Origin of the sequence: Microcoleus sp. MON2_D5, assembly GCF_036701905.1 — a bacterium.
In the GTDB taxonomy this organism is placed as follows: Bacteria; Cyanobacteriota; Cyanobacteriia; order Cyanobacteriales; family Microcoleaceae; genus Microcoleus.
In genome coordinates this window covers 30,237-49,982 of the sequence record NZ_JAUBRM010000044.1, presented here as the reverse complement: position 1 = coordinate 49,982, position 19,746 = coordinate 30,237, and the positions used below count along the sequence as shown (strand labels likewise).

Genomic DNA, 19,746 nt, shown 5'->3' with positions numbered 1-19,746 from the left:
AATACAGGTTTTAGTCTTAACTACCATTGTGTTACTGCTGCTAAACCTCAGCCAAGTTGTGCTAAAAAATTCAAAAAATATAGATAACGTTGGCCGGTTTTCAATCACTCACTTAAAAAAGGAATTTATGCCGGGACACGACATTATCGTTATTGGAACTTCGACAGGCGGACTCAAATAATGGAGGAAAAGGTCACGTTTTTGCGTCAATTGTCGGAGCAAATGGGAAATTACAATTTACAAAGTGCGGCAGCAAAATACGAAGAGCGCGCCACAAGCCTGGATGCCGAAGTATCGCTGATTCGAGGCATCATTCTCAACGGCTTTGCCACGAAACGAGCCATTGCCGACACAGAGGAAGAGCAGCCCGAGTAACTCAACGTCGAGCTAGTTTTCTTTCCACCGAGCAATACGCTTAACGAGTGTTTTACAGCCCCGTAAAATTTTAGTCGTCAAGGCGCATCACTTATTACTTTAGACAACTGAGAAATGTGACGGTAATCTTATAGACGTATAGTATTTTTAGCCTCATTTAAATTAAATTTCATTGGGTTATGCTAATATATCGAGCCTGATTCTTAACGCGATCGATCCAAGTTTGAATTGCGGGGAATCTGGTTAAATCAAATCCACCTTCGTCAGCAACGTGAGTGTAAGCAAATAAACCGATGTCAGCAATAGTATAGCGATCGCCCGCAAAAAACTCATTTTCTGCTAAATGCTGTTCCATCACCCCCAAAGCAGCATAACCCGGTGCTTGTTTTTGTTGGAGTGCTTCCTGATATTCTTCTGCTTTCCCTGTCATATACCAAAAACGAGAAGTAGCAATAAAAGGTTCGTGACTGTACTGTTCAAAAAACAACCACTGCATGACTTGAGCGCGTTCAAATTTATCCGTGGGGAAAAACTCAGTTTCTTCGCTCAAGTAAAACATAATCGCATTCGATTCAAACAGAAATTTACCCGGTGCGATTTCTAACACCGGAATGCGACCATTGGGATTTTTGACCAAAAATTCAGGTGTGCGGCTTTTTCCTTGGAGAATATCAATTTCTGTGCGATCGAACGCCATATTGAGCTGAGTTAAGAGCAAGCGAACTTTATAGCAATTGCCCGAGGAGGAATACTCGTAAAGTTTAAACATGAGTCTTGAGAAGATTTTACGATCTTAAATGATCTCATAAATTAGATAATTTACGCACGATGAGTTAACAGTTGTTGGCTAAAATTATTTTGGCGATCGGTGTCGATCGCCAAAACCAGCCACTTCTGCCAAAGTATAAAGCGGCCGGCCCTTCACCTCCTCGTAAATACGCCCTATATACTGGCCCAAAATCCCAATACTAACCAACTGCACCGCACCCAAAAAGAAAACCGCCATAATCACAATTGTCAAACCAGTTAATGCCGAACCCGCAGAGAAAAGACGCCAATACAAAACCAAAAAAGCCATCAAAACAGACACGAAAGCCGAAAACAAACCCAAATAAATCGACAGTTGCAAAGGAACTTTTGAAAAAGACACTAAACCGTTCATCGCCAAAGCAAAAGATTTACTGAACGTATACTTAACATCGCCAGCAAAACGCGGATCGCGTTCAAACTTAACCGCCGTTTGTTTAAAACCAATCCAAGCGCGCAGTCCCCGAATGTAGCGGTTGCGTTCAGGCATCGCATTGAGTACGTCCACCACGCACCTATCCATCAAACAAAAATCTCCCGTATCTATGGGAATATCAACATCAGCAAGATTCCGCAAAATGCGATAATACATATAAGCGGGCAACCGCTTAAACCAACCCTCTTGACGGCGGTGAGTGCGCTGAGCGTAAACAACTTGATAGCCCTGCCGCCACTGTTCTACCATATCTATAATTAGCTCTGGCGGGTCTTGCAAATCGCCGTCCATGATGACTACAACTTTACCAGTAGAAAAGTTTAAACCAGCAGTTACAGCTATTTGATGGCCGAAATTGCGAGCAAAACTAAGGTAGCAAATTCGCGAATCTTTTTCGTGCAATTCTCGCAAAAGTTCGAGAGAGCGATCGCGGCTACCATCATTAATTAAAATTAATTCTACTGGGCCGTCTAGCCGATCCATCACGGCACTAATTCGCCGATACAATTCAGCGAGATTTTCTTCTTCGTTATAGATAGGAATTACCAAAGAATACTTAGGTGTATCGTTCATTGCAGTTTTTGTTTAAAAATCAGCTTTTCAACCCTTCAATCAAAAGTTTCTTTTTCCCCAAACACGCTGGCTGCTTCACGACAGAGATTCGGCACGTAATTTCGCTCTTTGAGCCAGACAACAGCAGCAGAAAAAATAGCAGCCTACCAAAACTTATCTATTTTCTTAAATACGAAAAATAAAAGACACCATAAGACTGACGCACGCCCAACAAAAATATCTGTTATCATAGATGTTTAGTCAGACTATAAAAATTACAATCATAACCCATTGATTCAAAATTGCATGACAAATTCCAATTATCTGTGGCAAGCAAATCAAGACTTAAGCGAAGCTTGTCTGCAACATCCCTTTGTCAGAGGCCTTGCTGACGGCAGCCTCCCCCAAAATAGTTTTGCATATTACGTTGCACAAGACGCATTTTTTCTGGGAGCCTTCGCTCGCGCTTACAGTATCGCTGCGGCAAAAGCACCCGACTGGGAGGGGTTTGAAATCCTCCACAATCTCGGCAGCGGTGTTTTAGAAGAACTTCGGTTGCATCAAGGATATGCAGGCAAATGGGGGGTAAACTTGCAAGAGGCTAAACCGGGAATCGCTACCCGCCGCTACACAGATTTTTTATTAGCGACAGCCTGGGGAAGCGGTGTCGGTTTGACAGTAGCCGCGATGACTCCTTGCTTGCGGTTGTATGCTTTTTTGGGACAGCAGCTAGCTAAACCTCATATACCGGAACACGCCTTTAGCGACTGGATTTCTACCTATAACAGCCCTGATTTTGAGATTTTAGCAAAACGGCTGGAAAGTTTGGTCGATCGCTACGCAGAAGCTGGGCCGGAAGTAGAAGCAACCTATCGCTACGCTATGCTGTGCGAAAGAGACTTTTTTCAGGCAGCTTGGGAAATAGAGTGAACTACCCAACACCCATCTGAGTACAGATAGGGTGTGGGCTTCCCAATTCAACGGGGATTGCCTCAGCCTTCATGGATTTTTTACGTCCTGATGGCTTTGGTCTTACATCCCCTCCAAGGGCAGAAGCGCTAGTTCCTAACGCCAAAACTCGCAAGCCTTCGTTTTTAATATTTATTGCAGCGTTGATGTCTCTATCATGCCGCTTTTGACAGTGAGGACAATCTACAAGTCTTACACCCAATGAATCATATCCTTTTTGCAGTATTGGGATGGGTAGTAGAGTCTCGCTACAAAGTTGAGAAGATGGGAAAAACCGCCCTATTTCTTGGTAGGTGTGACCAAATCTTTCGGCTTTGTACTTGAGCATAGTTAGAAAAATTCCCCATCCTTGGTCTGATATTGCTTTTGCCAAGTTGGGATTTTTAACCAGATTCTTAACTGCCAAATCTTCTACACAAATAACTTGGTTTTCGTAGGCTATTTTGCGAGATAGCTTGTGTAGGAAGTCTTCTCTTACTCTAGCTATTTTGCTAGATACTTTGGCAACTAAAAGTTTAGCCTTGCGACGCTTGTTAGATGTTTTATCCGTCTTTTGGGCTAATTTCTTTTGTTTGCGTTTTCTATTCCTTTCTAGCTTGGCCAATTGCTTCTTAGGTAGGTTGTATTTTGAACCATCTGAAGTTATAGCAAAGTTTTTCAACCCCAAATCAACACCGATAGCTTCTCTAATTGCGACTACGGGCGTATGTTCTTGGTTAAAAAGAATAGAAGCATAATACCTACCATCTGCGTTTCTTGATATTGTTACAGTCGTGAATTTACCATCAGGAAGGTCTTGGTGAAACACGGTTCTCATTAACCCCAAATTACCAGGAAACTTGATTACAGAATCCTGTGGTATTAGTTTCACATTTTGGGGATATTGAATCGATTGCTTACCATGTTTAGATTTGAATCTAGGAAATTTAGCGCGTCCCTCAAAAAAGTTTACAAACGCGCTTGAAAGATTGAATGTTACTCGTTGTAAGACCTGACTATAAGCCAGTCCTAACCATTCATATTCCTTTTTCAAACCAGGAAGCAACTTGTCCATCGCAGCTTTAGAAAGACCTTTGGCAGTTTCTTTATACGCGGTAGTAGTGGCATTGAGCAGATAATTCCACAACCATCGAGTATTGCCAAAACATTGAGCCAAGTAGGATTCCTGCTCGTCGGTAGGATAAATTCTGACTTTCACTGCTCTGTACATGGCATCGACCTTACCGTGTTTACATATTCATGGTAACAGAAATTAAAAATATGTCAACTCACAACAAATATTTTGCTCGTTTCCGACCTGTCAGAGAACCTCGCTATCGCATTGGTCAGAGGACTGTCGTCAACGGTTCGGCTGACGCTCACCGGAAGCCTCACGCGCAATTCATCAAGGGCACGCTCCCTGGGTACAGGTACAGTGTGAGCCTTCTTGCTGTTATGGGTAAACCGATTGCAGAGCACCGGAGTTTATTAGTAGTGCTAAAGAGCAAAAACCGAAACAGACGACTGTAATGCTCAGCCTTTTTCGCAACTACGACAACAAATAGCCACCGCCCAAAGCCATCGCAACTTTACTAACAGCTTGCAACCACCAATAATGCCCCCAAGAACGCCCAACTATTCATTAGTGCCCCTGCTAATTCCACTTGCATTCCAAGAGTCGTCAACCCGCGTATCAGCAAAGGAAATAGGGGATAAAAAGCTACAGAATGCTGCTGCTCGTCCTCTGCATAGCTGTAGCCTAAATTAGCGATTTCGAGGTACCATTTACCGTCGCAGTGCGAAAACTGTTCCCAGCCACTTTTGGGAAGGAAGCCGCTTACAAAATCCCGAGGTGGCCGGGGATCATACAGGGGCGGGTTTTTGCAGACTAAAGGAGTAATTAGCTGCATCCCGAGCGCAATTATCGATCGGCTCAGAAACCACATAGCAATTACAAAAATTAACCCGTCCCTGCTTTTGGAGCGCTCCAGGCGCGGAATTACTTCTAGCCCTAAATCCGTATTTGCCATGGCTAAAACAGCGCAAGACTGTAGATTTAAAATTAAAGTATAGTCCGCTGCCGAGCGCTAGCCAAATATATACGTAAGTACAGGCGTACTGCTAATTTTAACGTCCGAGTTTATTGGGAATTCCTTCGCAGCCACCGGGAATAGTCTCTCTCGACTTAGAGCCACACCAAGCGCAGCAGTAATAGCGCTGCTCGTCCGACAGCCGCTTGACACCGGTGAAATCAGCATGTTCAACCACAGCGCCGGTATGTTCACCCGTTTGATAGTTGGGAAATTCGGTACGGCTGCGGGGAGATGCAGTTTCTGCCGAGCCGTAGAATAATGCGGCGCCTCTCATGTCGGCGCGAGCAAGATTGGCGTCGTACAAGACAGCGCGGGAGAGGTTGGCTTTCACTAAATCGCACTTGCTGAGATTGGCGCGGACGAGGTTGGCTTCGCTCAAATCCGTCCACCGCAAATCAGTGCCAGCCAGGTCAGCACCCGCTAACATGACATTGAGATCGATAACACGGATACCGTGATCTCTATCTTCAGCGTAGCCGCCGTCACCGTCAAGGATGGGGCGGCCTAAAAGCCGATCGCGCTTCAGAGGAGTAACCAATCTAGACTGCGACAAAAACCGCAGAATTTTAGCTTTACCTTCAGCATCTACACTGCTCATAATTGCAGCCGTGCGGCCTTCTGCGATCGCCCTTTCCTGCGGCCAGTCTTCCAAAAACCCTTGTTCGTCAAGCGCTAAGTCCGAAACCCCTTGAAAATAAGCATCGATCGTTTGCTGCTGCGTAATTCTGTTTTGCTGAATCGTCAAATCTTTCGAGATCACGTACTGCCGCCAAGCCACGTAAACGCCCAAAATTGCGATCAAAATTTGGCCCAAAGCGCCGATCAGCTCGCCGAGAGCGCCGATGGCGTCCCAGTTGATTTGGATGTTGCGGCTTCCCGGTTCAGTATTACTACCGCTGAGCATCAGCAAGCCAACAATCCCAGCTAAAAGCCCGAAGCAGGCGACGATCAGAGTGCGCCAAGTCGGCGGAATTACCTGCGCCCAGATTTTGCCCCAACTCGGCCACATCAGCCGCAGCGATATGCCGATCGCACCGATGGCGCCAATTAAGCCCAGCCAAATATTGTCATTGGCCAGCCCAAAAATCATCGCTGCGATCAACCCCAGCGTCACCACGGACCCAGACTTCTCAGTAGTCGTTTGTTCCGGCTGCTGCGGCAATAAAACCTTGCGAGTTGGAGGCGGCGGTATCGGTTTTTTCGGTTCAGCAGTAGCGACGATTGTCCCTGATTCTGGTGGCGCAGTAGGGCTCGCACCGTTGAGACTTTCTACAGTCACGTTAGATTCAGGGCGATTGGGTTGAGAAGAGTTGTTTTCTGGTGTCATGCGTTGAGGCAAGTTCTAATTTTGGCCGATTACTAAAACGATTTTAACTAACTTTCGCAGGATTCTAGATAGCATTACAATAGAAATATCCACTAATTATACTCAAAGAGGTCACATATTATGACCCTGGTACTCCCCAATCTGCCAGAAAAACAAATGGGTCAAGTAATCACTACAATCACCGTCACGAATTTCATAGATCTATTTATGGCTGAACGGGGATTCATTGCTGCTGAGGAAGTTCGCTCTGTTATCCTCGATAACGTTGTTGTCGATACCGGAGCGACTCTGCTTTCCTTGCCAGCTCCTATTATTAGCCAACTAGGTTTAAGACAAGTAGGAGAAAGAGATGTAGAAACATCAGCGGGAATCAAAAAAGGTCGAATTTTTGCAGGCGCTCAAATTATTGTAGAGGGGAGATAAGGCAGATTTGATTGTTTAGAGTTACCCGAAGGCGTTTCTGCTGTTTTGCGGGGCGTGATTCCCATGGAATAACTAGGCTTAGAACCTGATTTGAAAAATCGACGGTTGCGAGTATTGCCGATGAACAATCAGCAAACATATCTGATGGGTTAGTCGATCGGCGTTTACCATCATAGCACAAACTTGTCGCCTGTGATTCCTATCATTCCCCGTCAATTATCCGCCATCAAAAATGTTTATAGTGAGAACTAAACTTCTCAAAAAAATTTGAGTAATTTATTCCTCATCACAAACGAGTTCTCTCGATTAGTGAGATGTTATATATTATTAACATCGGTTAAATAAAAGCAATCGAAAAATGTTTTTTTTTGGTATAGGTAAGTTTTTTTCCCTACATCTAGCGAGCAGAATAAGCCTTGAGCAAATACACGCCAACCGTCCCAAATATCAAAACAATTATCCCCAAAACTAACTCCACACTAAACCTTTGAGCATTGCCCAAAGCGACAAGAATTTGCTGTCGCACCACAAACGCCAACAGCCAGCAAATCTCCGCCTTCAGCCAAGCCAAAAGGCCTCTGCCCAACCGATATTGCCGGTGAGCGTTCTCAGAAGTAATCCGTACCGGATAATTAAAAGTATGGGGATAGCGCGAAACCGCAGTTAAAACCGCAAAAATAATGGCAGCAACCGCCGGCACGAGCCAAATCGTCACCTTGTCGCCCCAAGCATCAGGCAGCCCCCCTAAGCTGAAATGAATCGGAATTCGATCGGGCAAAACGGCCCAAAACTTGACGATGAGCAAAACAGCCAGCAAAATCGCGATCGCACCGAAAAGCTCTACTGCCACTAAAACAGGCGAAAGCCTCAGAGAAATAATCGGTCGTTGGTTTGGTGCGTTTCCAGTCATGGCTACTTAAAATTAGATTAATATTGAAAATAATAGTATTGGTTCCAATTTCATCCCCCAACAGCTTTCGTTGGGGGTTTCCAAACATCCCGCGAGGTTCTATGACGGCTCAGGTCTTGATTGAAAAGAAAAAGTTAGAAAAACCGCCCCTAACAATACACACATTAGGCGATCGCGTCCTGCGGCAGCCAGCAAAGCGCGTCAAAAGCGTTGATGCAGAAATTCGGCAGCTAGTCCGAGAAATGCTGCAAACCATGTACAGCGCCGACGGTATTGGTTTGGCCGCCCCCCAAGTCGGAGTCCACAAACAAGTAATCGTCCTCGACTGCGACCCGGAAAACCCCGCAACACCCCCAATCGTTTTGATCAATCCCACCATCAAAAGTAGCAGCGGCGATATCTGCATCTTGCAAGAAGGGTGTTTGAGCATTCCGGGAGTTTATTTAGAAGTCAAACGCCCAGAAGTCATTGAAGTATCCTACCGCGACGAATACGGTCGCCCACAAACCCTGATAGCAACAGAGTTACTGTCGAGGGCAATTCAGCACGAAATGGATCACCTCAACGGAGTGCTGTTTGTAGACAGAGTAGAAAACAAGCTGGCACTAAATGAAGCATTAGTCAAGCATAAATTTTCGCCCAAGGCAGTAAAATCAGTATGATGGCAGGAACTCCGAAAAGTGGTTTACTCTTAGCTCTTTCGTGCATCACTGCGATCGCGGCAGTCGGCTCCATCTTTGAGCTGTCATCGGGAGAAGCTCAACTTGGCAATTTAGTCACGGGCATCATCCTCGCCCTGAGCGTACCGCTAACGGGCATATTTTTCTATGCAGCCGTTCAGGATGCCAGGGCAAATCTATAAGCAGAGTTTTTAGTCATGAGTTTTTAGTCATTAGACATCTCCAGAAAAGTAGGTTTTGGGCAGGCAGGATGCCTAACCCTTAATCCCCACAAGAATTTTTGGAGATGTCTATTAGTCATTAGTTAGCACCTAACAACTAATAACTGTGGCAGAAAAATAGCGGATAAATAACATCAGCTAACAGCTCGCGAACTCATCACTAATCACTGTGGAGTAAAGACTGCCCAAAAATAACATCAGCTAACACCTCGCGCACTCATAACTCATGACTAATGACTGATGACTGATGACTCATAACTCATGACTAATGAAATCGGATTTCTGCGACAAGTGCCAGCCAAAGACGCTGCGGGAACGCCAGCATCCAAGTACCAACTTTGTGAAGATGGGGAATTGGTCATCGGACGCGATCGCAATTGTCAAATAGCTTTAGAGTCGATCAATCACGGCATGGTTTCCCGTCGCCACGCCACGATCCGTCCCCTAACTCAGGGTACTGTGACGAGATGGGAAATTTGCGACCTCAACAGCGCTAACGGAACTTATATCAACGGGAAAAAGCTCTCTGGCTGCCAAACTTTAGAAACAGGCGATCGCATCAGTCTCGGCCTTGACGGCCCTGAATTTATATTTGAATCTCCCGTAACCCCTTACCAAAATAAACCCGGATTAAGAGCACCACAAAGGGGCAATTTTGCTGGTAGCGAAAAAGACGTTCTCACTTTAACTCAATTATTCCCGATCGCCTCCACTGGCAAACAATTAAGCCAAAAAGCTTACTTATATCCAGGTATTGCCACAGTTATTGTTGTCGTGTCGATGTTTGTCGCAGTTGGAAATTCCGCAGCATTCAATTTGCTGCTGTCAGCTTACCTCGCCGGTGCGGCTTACTACTTTATCTATCAACTGTGCGGCAAACACAAGCCTTGGTGGGTATTGCTTGGTTCGGCGTTAGCTACAGTCCTGATTGTGATCAGCCCCTTATTAATTGGATTTATATTCGTATTTAGAGAAATTTTGCCCGGCCGCCTGCCAACTGCAGGCGAAACAATCAGTTTTTTGCCTTTTTTGAACAGAATGTTTTTCGGGGCGGGTCTGATGGAAGAATTGCTGAAAGCCCTGCCCGTTTTGGGAGCGATGCTGCTGGGAAATTGGCTGCGAAATCCGTGGCGCGATCGAATCGGCGTTTGGGAACCTTTAGACGGAATTCTGTTAGGAAGTGCTTCGGCAGTCGGCTTTACACTGTTAGAAACTCTGGGACAGTACGTTCCCAATGTCATCCAAAATGTCACCCTGCAAGCAGGGGCGGAGGCCGGACAATTAGTAGGATTGCAGTTGCTAATTCCCCGCATTTTGGGTTCCGCCGCCGGACACATGGCTTACAGCGGCTATTTGGGATATTTTATCGGTTTGAGCGCACTTAAACCCAGGAAGCGCTGGCCTATTTTGGGCGTAGGTTATTTCAGCGCTTCGGCACTTCACGCTTTGTGGAATGCGTCGGGAGCCGTCAGCGTACTTTTGCTGGCCTTGGTGGGAGTTTTGTCCTATGCCTTTTTGGTAGCCGCGATTTTGAAAGCCAGAGCTCTATCTCCCAATCGAGAGCAAAATTTTGCAACTCGAATATTCTTGGAAAAGTGACTTCTGAGTGCTTAATTGTTGAGGTGCGATCGCACTTCAAGCTGCCATTTTTTTCTTGTGTTTTAACCAGCTTAAACCTGCCAATGCTAGAGCTGCCGCCCCAGCGGTGAGAGGCTCGGGAACAGGTTCGGGTTCGGTATTAACTAGAGTGTAAGAAACAGGGGTATCGTAATAGATCCTTCTCCCGTCGAAGTATGGCTCACTATAACTGGACGTAATATATACCTCCGTATAACCCCAGAACAGAGGATACACCCCGTTAATACCCATAGACCAACTTGCCCTGCCCTCCCGCCTGAAGAAATAAGGCCCTCCTGGTTCGTCTGGAGGACTGATATATTCACTGATCCCTGTGTCGTAGCCATAACCATTCAGTCCGAGAAAATCCCCTTGATAAAATGAAGCTGTAAACCCTGCCAAATTGTAGTATTCTTTGCTTCCTTCAAAAGAAGAGCCAAGAATTAAATTGTATGCTCTTCCCTCGGAAACGGCAATTGATTCATCTCCTATTCCTGTAAGCGAGGAGTTATCCACCTTAAAAAAACCGCTAGCTGGAACATCTTCCACATCGAAAGTGTAGTTGAGTATGGCGGCTTGTGCTTTGTCTACTCCTACCAATGACACCGCTGAAAACACACTTAAAATTGTGCTAGCGATCGCACTTCCTAATCTGGGTATTTGTTTGTGACTCATTATTTTTTATTAAACTTTACGTAAGTCTAGTTTATTTAAGTGAGCGATCGCCCGTAATTATCCGCATTCTTAAAGTAAATTTTTTTGAAGTCAAAGATTGCCGAATGTAAATAACCGAACTAATACGGATGCGTCGTCTGTTGTATTTGTATAATTTATGACTTTCACTATTACTTTTGAACACAAACTAGAAAAATGTTTTATCGTAATCGCCAAATATTCCGAGGGGTTTGTGTTGTGGCGATGCTGCGGACGATCGTCCCGCTCTGTATACACATTTAATAAATATTGTCAATACGCAATTTCCAGACATTTTACCGCTGTATTCTGCCCTTGTGTATGAGGAGCTACTGCTTAATTACCTGATGCGACAATCGCAACTTAACTTAGAAATTCTTCACAAATAGTTTGACTGTGGTACTATCTGGATGGCTGTGAGTAGCTGAGGGAAGCCAAGGGGCTTGATTCCTGTGGTGGTGGAGGAGAATCCAGGAGTGCTAGATAGGATGTCATTGGGATACGCAAACGTTTTCGCCCAGCGAAGTCAACCCGAACCCCTCCGCATTGGGGTGATTGGGGTTGGCAATATGGGCCAGCATCACACGCGAGTTCTGAGCTTGCTAAAAGATATCGAACTCGTGGGTGTTGCAGACATAAATGTAGAGCGGGGAATAGATGTAGCAAGCAAATACCGGGTTCGCTTCTTTGAAGACTACCGAGATTTGCTCGCCCACGTAGATGCAGTTTGCGTCGCCGTTCCAACTCGCCTGCATCACCCTGTGGGGATGTCTTGTCTCCAAGCGGGTGTTCACGTTTTAATTGAAAAGCCGATCGCGGCTAGCATTGCCGAAGCCGAATCTTTGGTCAACGCGGCTGCTGAAGCCCACCGGATTTTACAAGTGGGTCACATCGAGCGCTTCAATCCAGCTTTTCAGGAACTCGGCAAAGTGCTGAAAACTGAAGAGTTACTGGCATTGGAAGCTCACCGGATGAGTCCCTATTCCCAGCGGGCTAACGACGTATCGGTAGTTTTGGATTTAATGATCCACGACATCGACTTGCTTTTGGAATTGGCAGATTCCCAAGTGGTGAAGCTGACGGCCAGCGGCAGCAGGGCCTCAGATTCAGGTTATTTAGACTACGTGACAGCGACGTTGAACTTTGCTAACGGCATTGTGGCCACCCTGACTGCCAGTAAGGTGACGCACCGCAAACTCCGTTCAATCGTGGCTCACTGCAAGAATTCTCTGACAGAGGCAGATTTTCTCAACAACGAAATCTTGATTCACCGACAAACAACCGCCAATTACGTGACGGATTACGGTCAGGTGCTTTACCGTCAAGATGGGTTGATCGAGAAAGTTTACACCAGCAATATTGAACCGCTCCACGCAGAATTGGAGCATTTTATTAATTGCGTGCGAGGTGGAAATCAACCTTCTGTGGGAGGAGAACAAGCTCTCAAAGCTCTGCGGCTTGCGAGTTTGATTGAGCAAATGGCTCTCGACGGTCAAGCTTGGTATCCGAAAGAGCTAGAGTCTACTTTGCAAGTTAGCTAAATCGAGACAAATCGTGTCGTTTCCGGGTGCTTTTACAGTTTGGGTTTGTTGTTCGTTGAAGAGGGTAACTGTTCCCATGCAACCGGATTCGATGTCAGTCGATTTGAGATTGGACTATTCGGCGTGAGAAGTTCGGCGAGTGCGAGCGTCGAGTTGCGATCGGTCGAGCGATTTTAGATCTTAGATTGACTCTGCAGATGAATCTGGGGGCTTGAACTAAGGTTTCAACTTTTTTGCTCTCGACAACAGAAGTCGTGGGCAACTATCCGTCTTTAGGTGAAGTCACGATTTATGCCAAAAAAGACCGACTATTTGACGACTGATGGTTTTGCTAACTAGCTGATTTCCTTGAGGACTCAGGTGAATGCTGTCTCGATACAAAGTTGGAAATTCGGTCGCACAATTGAAAATGGGAAGAAAATCTATGTAAGTAATTTTCTCTGTTTCTACGAGTTCGGCGAGACGCGCTCTAGCATTGACTTCCCAGTCGCGAGGGCCCGGGCCGCCGAGTTCGCCCCGCTTGGGCGTGACGGCTAGCAAAAACTCGACGTTGGCGGATACAGCTATTTTCTGGATTTGGCGAATAGCCTCTAAGTTGCAGCCTACTACATCGTCGCTTGTGGCTCCGGGTGCTGCCCATTGGCGAGTCGGCACTGCAGGTAGCAGGTAGCGGCTCAATAACTCTAGCGTAGCCGCTCGGGGTTTGTGATCCGGGTAAGATCGATCGCGCCCCACAACCAGATCACAGGGAGCCGATGCAAACAAATCGTCCGTATTGAGCAGCAAAACCAAAGCCTTTGCCCCAAAAACACCGAAGCGCTTGGCGTAGGCAAGTTGATTCCTCGGCCCCCAAGAATTGGCTGAGGCGTTGAGAACTTCAAAATTTGAATAGTTGACTTGTGAACCTAATTGTGTAGTGTTCGCCAGATTCTGTACTAGCAGTCTCAAATTTCGAGCCATAATTTCCGAGATCGTATCTGTCTGATGTGTCCACCAACCGCCGTTGGCGACAGAATCTCCCAACAGCAAAACACGCAGAGTTTCTGGAGGGGGTGTAGGGGCGATCGCTCCGCTACGCATCGAATACTCGTTAATCTCAATCCGGTTGCCCAAGCGACGCACCTTCTGGTTGGGCGCCAACAAATAGCCACACTCGGCATCGGCAATATAAATCAAGGGATTACCAAAACCCAGCAGCACCCGCAGGAGCACTTCGATTGCCACCCCCAATCCTGCGGTGACAGCCAAAATTATGAGAACAACTTTCACCACTTAACCTCGATAGAGAAGGATAAACCCCTGCCGACACCAAGGTATAAAAAAGAATGCAACTGCAGTCAAGCTCTCAACCCCGATTGTAGTCAGTCGATTTTAGATTAAAGATTAAAGCATTGACTCCACAGATGAATCTGGGAAATCTCCCTAAAATCTAAACTTTTTTTGCTTTCTAGGACTCCTGTCTTTAAGCAAGTATCCCTCTTGGAGTGAAGTAAGTAGGTCGTCCTTGTAAAATCTAAAATCTAAAATCTAAAATCTAAAATGTTATGCCGTCGGGCTTTGAGCAACTTGGCAAGCCCATTAAGTCAACCGGATCGCCCTCGTGGATATAGAATTCTAGAATATACCGTCAAAATCCGCCGTCAGCCGTCAGTGAACTTGGTGGTTTCAGGAAAATCCGTGGACTTAAAACAAATATTCAAAACGCCGAATCCCATAATCGGTGTCGTACATTTACAGCCTTTGCCAACTTCTCCCCGCTGGGGCGGAAACCTCAAAGCTATTATCGGAAGAGCCGAGCAAGAGGCTACAGCGCTGGCTTCTGGTGGCGCAAACGGTATCATAGTCGAGAACTTTTTCGACGCTCCTTTTGCCAAAGACAGCGTAGATCCGGCTGTGGTAAGTGCCATGACTCTGGTAGTTGAGAGGCTAACAAATCTCGTGACGCTGCCGATCGGCGTTAACGTGCTGCGAAACGACGCCCACAGCGCGATCGCCATCGCCTCCTGCACAGGAGCTCAATTCATCCGCGTCAACGTCCTCAACGGCATCATGGCTACAGACCAAGGCTTAATTGAAGGCCAAGCTCACCAGCTACTGCGCTACCGCCGGGAATTGGGCAGCGATGTCAAAATATTAGCAGACGTGTTAGTCAAGCACGGGCGACCCCTAGGCAGCCCCAACTTGACCACAGCCGTCCAAGAGACGATCGGGCGAGCTTTAGCCGACGCCGTAATCCTTTCGGGCTGGACAACAGGTAGCCCTCCCAATCTCGAAGACTTAGAACTCGCGAGTGCAGCAGCGGCGGGAATTCCAGTTTTCATCGGCAGCGGCGCCTCGTGGGAAAACATTTCCACCCTCATGCAGGCCGCTGACGGCGTAATCGTATCGAGTTCCCTGAAACGAAACGGCCGCATCGAGCAGCCTATCGATCCGATCCGCGTCAGTCAGTTTGTAGAAGCCGCCCGCCGCAGCTTGTCACAGAAAGAGCGCGAACAGGAAAATAGAGATGCTAATGGCTCAAGAGGGCCAACACCGGAACCGGGCAAAGTCACAAGTAAAACGTAAAATGGGAATTGTTGACTGTTGGCAGTTGGCAGTAGTCAGTAGTCATCAGTCATCAGTTATCAGTTATCAGTCATCAGTCATTAGTTAACAATTAACAGTCAACAGTCAACAGTCAACAGTCAACAGTCAACAATTCCCAAATTACCAAATCAAAAAATGATTCGCCGACGTTCAACCCCTTGGATTCATCGCTGGTCTCGGACTGTGATGGCAGCGATCGCAGCCATAGGCGTCGTAGAAACGGCCTATCTCACGATCGCTAAATTCACGACTGGCTCGGTTATTTGTCCCACCAGCGGCTGCGACAAAGTTCTCAACAGTCCCTACGCTACAGTCTTTGGCACAGTGCCTTTAAGTTTGTTAGGCTGTCTGGCTTACCTAAGCATAGCAATCCTGGCATTAGCTCCCAAAGCTGTAAATCCCGACACCCAGAAAGGACTGCACTCTCAACTAGAAAAAAACACTTGGCAAGCGCTATTTATCATCACCGCTGCGCTGGTAATTTTCAGCAGCTATTTGATGTATGTGATGGCTTTTGAAATTCAGGAACTGTGCATTTACTGCATCACTTCTGCCTTATTTTCGCTGTCGCTGTTTGTGCTGGTGCTAGTCGGGCGCGAGTGGGAAGATATCGGACAGTTGGTGTTTACAGGCATTTTGGTGGCAATGGTGAGTTCGATCGGCGCCTTGGGACTTTATAACAGCGTCAGCGCACCTGTCTCTACTGTCTCTACCCCCGGTATTGCACCTCCTCCCGTCACTACAATCTCTGGCCCGGCACAACTTGCTTTGGCCCGCCACCTCCGACAAATTGGCGCTAAACAATACAGCGCTTACTGGTGTCCCCACTGCCACGACCAAAAAATGCTTTTTGGTAAAGAAGGTGCTGCCATAATCGATTACGTTGAATGCGATCCCAGGGGGCAAAATTCCCGCGCTGAAATTTGCCAAGCTGCTGCTGCGAATGTTAAAGGTTTCCCGACTTGGGAAATTAAAGGTCAGTTTTATTCGGGAATCCAATCTTTGGAGAAACTCTCTGACTTATCTGGTTACACCGGCCCGCGCAACTTTCAAAACTGACAGAAAAGTTTGAGATTATAGATGACAGATTTTAGATTGATTCGCTGGAAATATCCGGGTTTTTAACTTAGTTTATCCTTGGCTCGTACTGCGAAATCAATCTAAAATGTGGCATCTATAATAAATAAAAAAATAGTAAAAATTAGTGAGAACGAAAAAAGTTTAAAAGAAGTTGTGGGTTTCTAGTATTTAGATCGGTGAATAATTACTAAAACTTTTACATAAAAGCAAGAAACCGGGTTTCTGCTTCCAGAATGATTGTTGAAATGACATATTTTGGTTGCGAAACCCGGTTTCTCCTCTTGCAGCCCGATCGCACCGAAAAACCAAAAAATTGGATAATCTAACATCTAAAATCTAAAATCTAAAATCGACTCGCCCGCACCGAAAAACAAAAAAATTGGATAATCTAAAATCTAAAATCGACTGAGCCGATCGCCCTGGAGATGTAAAACCTATACGTAGTAGTAGTTTAGATGCTCAAAGGGCGAGGCCCAAATCCCCAAAATATGCTAAAAACTATCAAAAAATGGGTCGAACGAGAACGCCGAGTATTGATTACTGCGAGTGCCGTTGCTAGTACGGTCATTGTAATGCGCTGGTTCGGATGTTTTCAGGTGTGGGAATGGGCTGCTTTCGACCAGTTTGTGCGCTGGCGGCCGGCCGAACCAATTGACTCGCGCATCGTCATTATAGAAATTAAAGAAGCTGACTTACAAAAATACGGCTACCCAATTTCCGATGCTATATTGGCCCAATTGCTGCAAAAATTGCACGCTGGCAAGCCGCGGGCGATCGGCCTCGACGTTTACCGAGATTTGCCAACTCAACCGGGTAACGCGGAATTGGTCAACTCTTTTAAAAATATTCCCAACTTAATTGGCATTGAGTTGATGCCAGACGAAACCAGGTTCGGAGTTCGGCCACCTCCGGTACTTGACAAGCTCGATCGAATTGGTTTCAACAATGTTGTCATCGACGCTGACTCAAAAGTGCGGCGAACTTTGCTCTACGCTTGGCCCGGAGACGGCAAAACTCATAAAAGTTTTGCACTCAGACTGGCTTTGCTTTACCTCAAAAGCGAAGGAATTTCCCCTCAATCCGCAAAAGCCAATCCTAAATACTTGCAGTTAGGCAAGGGGGTTTTTCGGCCTTTTCAACCGAATGACGGTGCTTACGTTCGAGCGGACAGCCGCGGCTATCAAATTTTGACCAACCTACGCGGCCCGCGAGGCAGTTTTCGCACTGCATCAATGAGCGATGTGCTTTCTGGCACAGTACCTGCTGATTTTGTACGATCGCGCGCTGTCTTGATCGGCTCAACTGCCCCCAGCCTCAGAGACTTTTACCAAAATGCTTACAGCTCGGGTTGGTTTGGTCCTCCCCAGCAAATACCGGGAGTCGAGCTTCAGGCTCATTTCTTGAGCCAAATTTTGAGTGCGGCCCTCGACGGGCGCGGGGGTATCAATGTCTTGCCAGAGGCTGCGGAGTTGCTGTGGATTTTACTTTGGTCTTGGGCGGGAGCAAATGTGAGTTGGAATTTGCGATCGCTTGCTCGATCGGCTTACTGTTTATTAAGTATCTGTTTAGGTTTGAGTGCCACTTTATACTTAGCATTCTTAGCAGGTTGGTGGCTGCCGTTAATTCCTCCCATCCTCAGTCTTGTGGGTTCTGGTGTCGCAGTTGTGGGTTATCTGGCTCACTTGCAAGAAGAATTAAAACGGTCTAAAGAATTTTTACAATCGCTAATCGATACCATTCCCGACCCAATTTTTGTCAAAGATCGAAATCACCGCTGCGTTGTTTTGAATCAGGCATATTGTCGGTTTATTGGCTATCCTTTAGAAATTTTAACCTGCCGCACAGATTACGATTTATTTCCCCAAGCCGAAGCCGAGATATTTTGGCAGCAAGACGAATTAGTATTGCAAACTCATCAGCCGCGAGAAAATGAAGAATATTTTACTGACGCTCACGGAATTACGCATCTAATTGCGACTAAAAGATCCCTGCATAAAGATGCTGCCGGCAACCTATTTTTAGTGGGAGCAATCAGAGATATTACCGAGCGCCAACTCCGGGCAAAAGCCCTAGAACAAAAAAATGCTGAGCTCAGCCACCAAGCTTATCACGATGCTCTTACCGGTTTGCCCAACCGCCAAAGGTTCTACGAATGCTTGCATCGGTCTCTAGAAATAGCTTCCAGCACTCAGGAATTGGTAGCTTTACTCTTTTTAGATTTAGATGGATTTAAGTCAATCAACGACACTCTCGGACACAATGTGGGTGATTTACTCTTAAAAACAGTTGCCAGTCGGCTCAAAAAATGCTTGCGCGGCAGCGATACAATCTCGCGGTTGGGCGGCGACGAGTTCACAGTCATTTTGCCCGCAATTCCAGGTCGCGAGGAAGCTGCGAAAGTAGCGGAAAAAATTTGCGACGCCATCATGCAGCCTTTTATTTTAGAAGAACATACAGTTTCTGTAACTACAAGTATTGGCATTAGTTTATATCCCATTGACGGTCAAGAGCCAGAGATCTTAGTTAAGAATGCCGATGTTGCGATGTATCGTGCTAAAGAACGCGGTAAAAATCAATATCACTTTTATTAATTAAGACACGTTAAAAACATAATGCAACTGTAGGTAAAGTCCCCAGCCCGAGATTGATAAGTCATTTGTAATTATTCAATTTTTTATCTAAAATCTCAATTATTTCACGCAAAATTTGAGCAATTTCTAGATCTCAAACCCTAATTGGGTCGTGAGGAAGATGTTATTTCATGCGTCCCCTGTGCAGCTAACTAAAAAAAATAGCTCGCTCCTGAAACTGTAAGCCCTCTAAGCTTTTTGAAACCGTTCAAAAAAATGTCCAAAGTAGGGAAATCTAAAATCTAAAATTACATAATTTAAAATGCTCTAAGCTGTCATCTGTCATTAGATAGATTTAGCCAATATAAAACTTATGAGAGCAAGTTATTGTCTTATCTAAATGTAACAAATTATTAAAATAAATCACAACCTGAAACCAAATTTAAATCGCCAAAAAGCCTCAATGTAAAAAAATTTATGTAAGCTTAGGAAAGTTAATTAAAGTAAATGTAAAGATATCAGTGGAAATACGGAAATTGACAGATATAATAGGTGGTACAGACGTGGATCTATTGCGGTGATTTGAATAAGGCTGTGAATACTATGCGTACTTTGATTCAGCTCACAACAACGGCAACCCTGGCGGCCTGCCTGCAAGTGAATATAGTCGGCACCGCAAATGCGGCTCGACTTGCCAGCAACTCAACTAACAATTTCACAAAAGCCAGTAGCACGGGGGAGAGTCCCACGCCATCGACCCCGAGAGTTTGGACAGTTGCACAAACCTCTAGGTTTCCCAATTACCCAAAACAATACGAACCACCCCCGAACGGGAACCCCAAAAGTGACGGTACGGGGACGCGCTGACCCCAAATTTTCAATAAATT

Annotated in this window: 18 protein-coding genes and 1 pseudogene; 11 read left to right on the top strand and 8 right to left on the bottom strand. The window is 45.9% G+C overall.

Features of this window, described 5'->3' with window-relative positions; translation table 11 throughout:
* Nucleotides 1–180: 180 nt before the first annotated feature.
* Nucleotides 181–375: a hypothetical protein gene (locus QUA47_RS17635; protein WP_333431675.1), complete on the top strand. Its 195-nt coding sequence runs from the start codon at nucleotides 181–183 to the stop codon at nucleotides 373–375.
* A gap of 169 nt (nucleotides 376–544) precedes the next feature.
* Here the strand turns inward: QUA47_RS17635 and QUA47_RS17630 are convergent, their stop codons facing one another.
* Entirely contained in the window at nucleotides 545–1,144 is a 600-nt protein-coding gene (locus QUA47_RS17630; RefSeq protein ID WP_333431674.1) for a glutathione S-transferase family protein, read from the bottom strand.
* An 84-nt stretch (nucleotides 1,145–1,228) separates the two neighbouring features.
* On the bottom strand, nucleotides 1,229–2,191 hold the full coding sequence (locus QUA47_RS17625) for a glycosyltransferase family 2 protein (RefSeq protein ID WP_333431673.1): 963 nt from the start codon (nucleotides 2,189–2,191) through the stop codon (nucleotides 1,229–1,231).
* Between the two features lie 285 nt (nucleotides 2,192–2,476).
* Here QUA47_RS17625 and QUA47_RS17620 point away from each other — a divergent pair, with 285 nt between their 5' ends.
* Nucleotides 2,477–3,100, top strand: coding sequence for a TenA family protein (locus tag QUA47_RS17620; protein ID WP_333431672.1), 624 nt, complete (start codon nucleotides 2,477–2,479; stop codon nucleotides 3,098–3,100).
* A 1-nt stretch (nucleotide 3,101) separates the two neighbouring features.
* Here the strand turns inward: QUA47_RS17620 and QUA47_RS17615 are convergent, their stop codons facing one another.
* The 3 genes from QUA47_RS17615 to QUA47_RS17605 all read right to left on the bottom strand — a co-directional run bounded on the left by QUA47_RS17615 (nucleotide 3,102) and on the right by QUA47_RS17605 (nucleotide 6,538).
* Nucleotides 3,102–4,349: a transposase gene (locus QUA47_RS17615; protein WP_333431671.1), complete on the bottom strand. Its 1,248-nt coding sequence runs from the start codon at nucleotides 4,347–4,349 to the stop codon at nucleotides 3,102–3,104.
* A 361-nt stretch (nucleotides 4,350–4,710) separates the two neighbouring features.
* Complete coding sequence (locus tag QUA47_RS17610) at nucleotides 4,711–5,148, bottom strand: hypothetical protein (protein WP_333431670.1); 438 nt, start codon at nucleotides 5,146–5,148, stop codon at nucleotides 4,711–4,713.
* Between the two features lie 97 nt (nucleotides 5,149–5,245).
* Complete coding sequence (locus QUA47_RS17605) at nucleotides 5,246–6,538, bottom strand: pentapeptide repeat-containing protein (protein WP_190659067.1); 1,293 nt, start codon at nucleotides 6,536–6,538, stop codon at nucleotides 5,246–5,248.
* Between the two features lie 120 nt (nucleotides 6,539–6,658).
* Here QUA47_RS17605 and QUA47_RS17600 point away from each other — a divergent pair.
* A pseudogene (locus QUA47_RS17600) lies at nucleotides 6,659–7,114 on the top strand (aspartyl protease).
* A 244-nt stretch (nucleotides 7,115–7,358) separates the two neighbouring features.
* Here the strand turns inward: QUA47_RS17600 and QUA47_RS17595 are convergent.
* The gene (locus QUA47_RS17595; protein WP_333431669.1) at nucleotides 7,359–7,871 is read right to left on the bottom strand and encodes a DUF1648 domain-containing protein; all 513 of its coding nucleotides are present in this window, start codon (nucleotides 7,869–7,871) and stop codon (nucleotides 7,359–7,361) included.
* Between the two features lie 101 nt (nucleotides 7,872–7,972).
* On the opposite strand from QUA47_RS17595, the gene def reads away from it, so the two are divergent.
* From def to QUA47_RS17580, 3 genes are all read left to right on the top strand, one after another.
* Complete coding sequence (gene def, locus QUA47_RS17590) at nucleotides 7,973–8,533, top strand: peptide deformylase (protein ID WP_190659061.1); 561 nt, start codon at nucleotides 7,973–7,975, stop codon at nucleotides 8,531–8,533.
* Nucleotides 8,533–8,733, top strand: coding sequence for a hypothetical protein (locus QUA47_RS17585; protein WP_199292547.1), 201 nt, complete (start codon nucleotides 8,533–8,535; stop codon nucleotides 8,731–8,733). Before def ends, QUA47_RS17585 begins: the two co-directional genes overlap by 1 nt.
* 300 nt (nucleotides 8,734–9,033) lie before the next feature.
* A complete protein-coding gene (locus QUA47_RS17580; protein WP_333431668.1) occupies nucleotides 9,034–10,371 on the top strand; it encodes a PrsW family glutamic-type intramembrane protease in 1,338 nt (445 codons plus the stop codon).
* A 36-nt stretch (nucleotides 10,372–10,407) separates the two neighbouring features.
* Here QUA47_RS17580 and QUA47_RS17575 read toward each other — a convergent pair whose 3' ends face one another.
* Nucleotides 10,408–11,064 carry a hypothetical protein gene (locus QUA47_RS17575; protein ID WP_333431667.1) on the bottom strand — a complete coding sequence of 219 codons (657 nt, stop codon included), beginning with the start codon at nucleotides 11,062–11,064 and terminating at the stop codon, nucleotides 10,408–10,410.
* A gap of 506 nt (nucleotides 11,065–11,570) precedes the next feature.
* On the opposite strand from QUA47_RS17575, the gene QUA47_RS17570 reads away from it, so the two are divergent.
* Nucleotides 11,571–12,623 (top strand): Gfo/Idh/MocA family protein, encoded by a 1,053-nt coding sequence (locus QUA47_RS17570; protein ID WP_006635844.1) that lies wholly within the window; start codon nucleotides 11,571–11,573, stop codon nucleotides 12,621–12,623.
* Between the two features lie 282 nt (nucleotides 12,624–12,905).
* Here QUA47_RS17570 and QUA47_RS17565 read toward each other — a convergent pair whose 3' ends face one another.
* Complete coding sequence (locus QUA47_RS17565; RefSeq protein WP_333431666.1) at nucleotides 12,906–13,892, bottom strand: SGNH/GDSL hydrolase family protein; 987 nt, start codon at nucleotides 13,890–13,892, stop codon at nucleotides 12,906–12,908.
* A gap of 408 nt (nucleotides 13,893–14,300) precedes the next feature.
* Here QUA47_RS17565 and btpA point away from each other — a divergent pair, with 408 nt between their 5' ends.
* The 4 genes from btpA (at nucleotide 14,301) to QUA47_RS17545 (ending at nucleotide 19,726) form a co-directional block, all read left to right on the top strand.
* Nucleotides 14,301–15,188: a photosystem I biogenesis protein BtpA gene (btpA, locus tag QUA47_RS17560; RefSeq protein ID WP_138921119.1), complete on the top strand. Its 888-nt coding sequence runs from the start codon at nucleotides 14,301–14,303 to the stop codon at nucleotides 15,186–15,188.
* Nucleotides 15,189–15,344: 156 nt separating this feature from the next.
* On the top strand, nucleotides 15,345–16,268 hold the full coding sequence (locus QUA47_RS17555) for a vitamin K epoxide reductase family protein (RefSeq protein ID WP_333431665.1): 924 nt from the start codon (nucleotides 15,345–15,347) through the stop codon (nucleotides 16,266–16,268).
* Between the two features lie 509 nt (nucleotides 16,269–16,777).
* Nucleotides 16,778–18,880 (top strand): CHASE2 domain-containing protein, encoded by a 2,103-nt coding sequence (locus QUA47_RS17550; protein WP_333431664.1) that lies wholly within the window; start codon nucleotides 16,778–16,780, stop codon nucleotides 18,878–18,880.
* A 573-nt stretch (nucleotides 18,881–19,453) separates the two neighbouring features.
* Complete coding sequence (locus tag QUA47_RS17545) at nucleotides 19,454–19,726, top strand: hypothetical protein (protein WP_333431663.1); 273 nt, start codon at nucleotides 19,454–19,456, stop codon at nucleotides 19,724–19,726.
* Nucleotides 19,727–19,746 lie beyond the last annotated feature (20 nt).

Excerpts from the sequence above, each read along its gene's own strand:
- QUA47_RS17635 (WP_333431675.1), top strand. The coding sequence starts at position 181 with ATGGAGGAAAAGGTCACGTTTTTGCGTCAATTGTCGGAGCAAATGGGA.
- QUA47_RS17630 (WP_333431674.1), bottom strand. The coding sequence starts at position 1,144 with ATGTTTAAACTTTACGAGTATTCCTCCTCGGGCAATTGCTATAAAGTT.
- QUA47_RS17625 (WP_333431673.1), bottom strand. The coding sequence starts at position 2,191 with ATGAACGATACACCTAAGTATTCTTTGGTAATTCCTATCTATAACGAA.
- QUA47_RS17620 (WP_333431672.1), top strand. The coding sequence starts at position 2,477 with ATGACAAATTCCAATTATCTGTGGCAAGCAAATCAAGACTTAAGCGAA.
- QUA47_RS17615 (WP_333431671.1), bottom strand. The coding sequence starts at position 4,349 with ATGTACAGAGCAGTGAAAGTCAGAATTTATCCTACCGACGAGCAGGAA.
- QUA47_RS17610 (WP_333431670.1), bottom strand. The coding sequence starts at position 5,148 with ATGGCAAATACGGATTTAGGGCTAGAAGTAATTCCGCGCCTGGAGCGC.
- QUA47_RS17605 (WP_190659067.1), bottom strand. The coding sequence starts at position 6,538 with ATGACACCAGAAAACAACTCTTCTCAACCCAATCGCCCTGAATCTAAC.
- QUA47_RS17595 (WP_333431669.1), bottom strand. The coding sequence starts at position 7,871 with ATGACTGGAAACGCACCAAACCAACGACCGATTATTTCTCTGAGGCTT.
- def (WP_190659061.1), top strand. The coding sequence starts at position 7,973 with ATGACGGCTCAGGTCTTGATTGAAAAGAAAAAGTTAGAAAAACCGCCC.
- QUA47_RS17585 (WP_199292547.1), top strand. The coding sequence starts at position 8,533 with ATGGCAGGAACTCCGAAAAGTGGTTTACTCTTAGCTCTTTCGTGCATC.
- QUA47_RS17580 (WP_333431668.1), top strand. The coding sequence starts at position 9,034 with ATGACTAATGAAATCGGATTTCTGCGACAAGTGCCAGCCAAAGACGCT.
- QUA47_RS17575 (WP_333431667.1), bottom strand. The coding sequence starts at position 11,064 with ATGAGTCACAAACAAATACCCAGATTAGGAAGTGCGATCGCTAGCACA.
- QUA47_RS17570 (WP_006635844.1), top strand. The coding sequence starts at position 11,571 with ATGTCATTGGGATACGCAAACGTTTTCGCCCAGCGAAGTCAACCCGAA.
- QUA47_RS17555 (WP_333431665.1), top strand. The coding sequence starts at position 15,345 with ATGATTCGCCGACGTTCAACCCCTTGGATTCATCGCTGGTCTCGGACT.
- QUA47_RS17550 (WP_333431664.1), top strand. The coding sequence starts at position 16,778 with ATGCTAAAAACTATCAAAAAATGGGTCGAACGAGAACGCCGAGTATTG.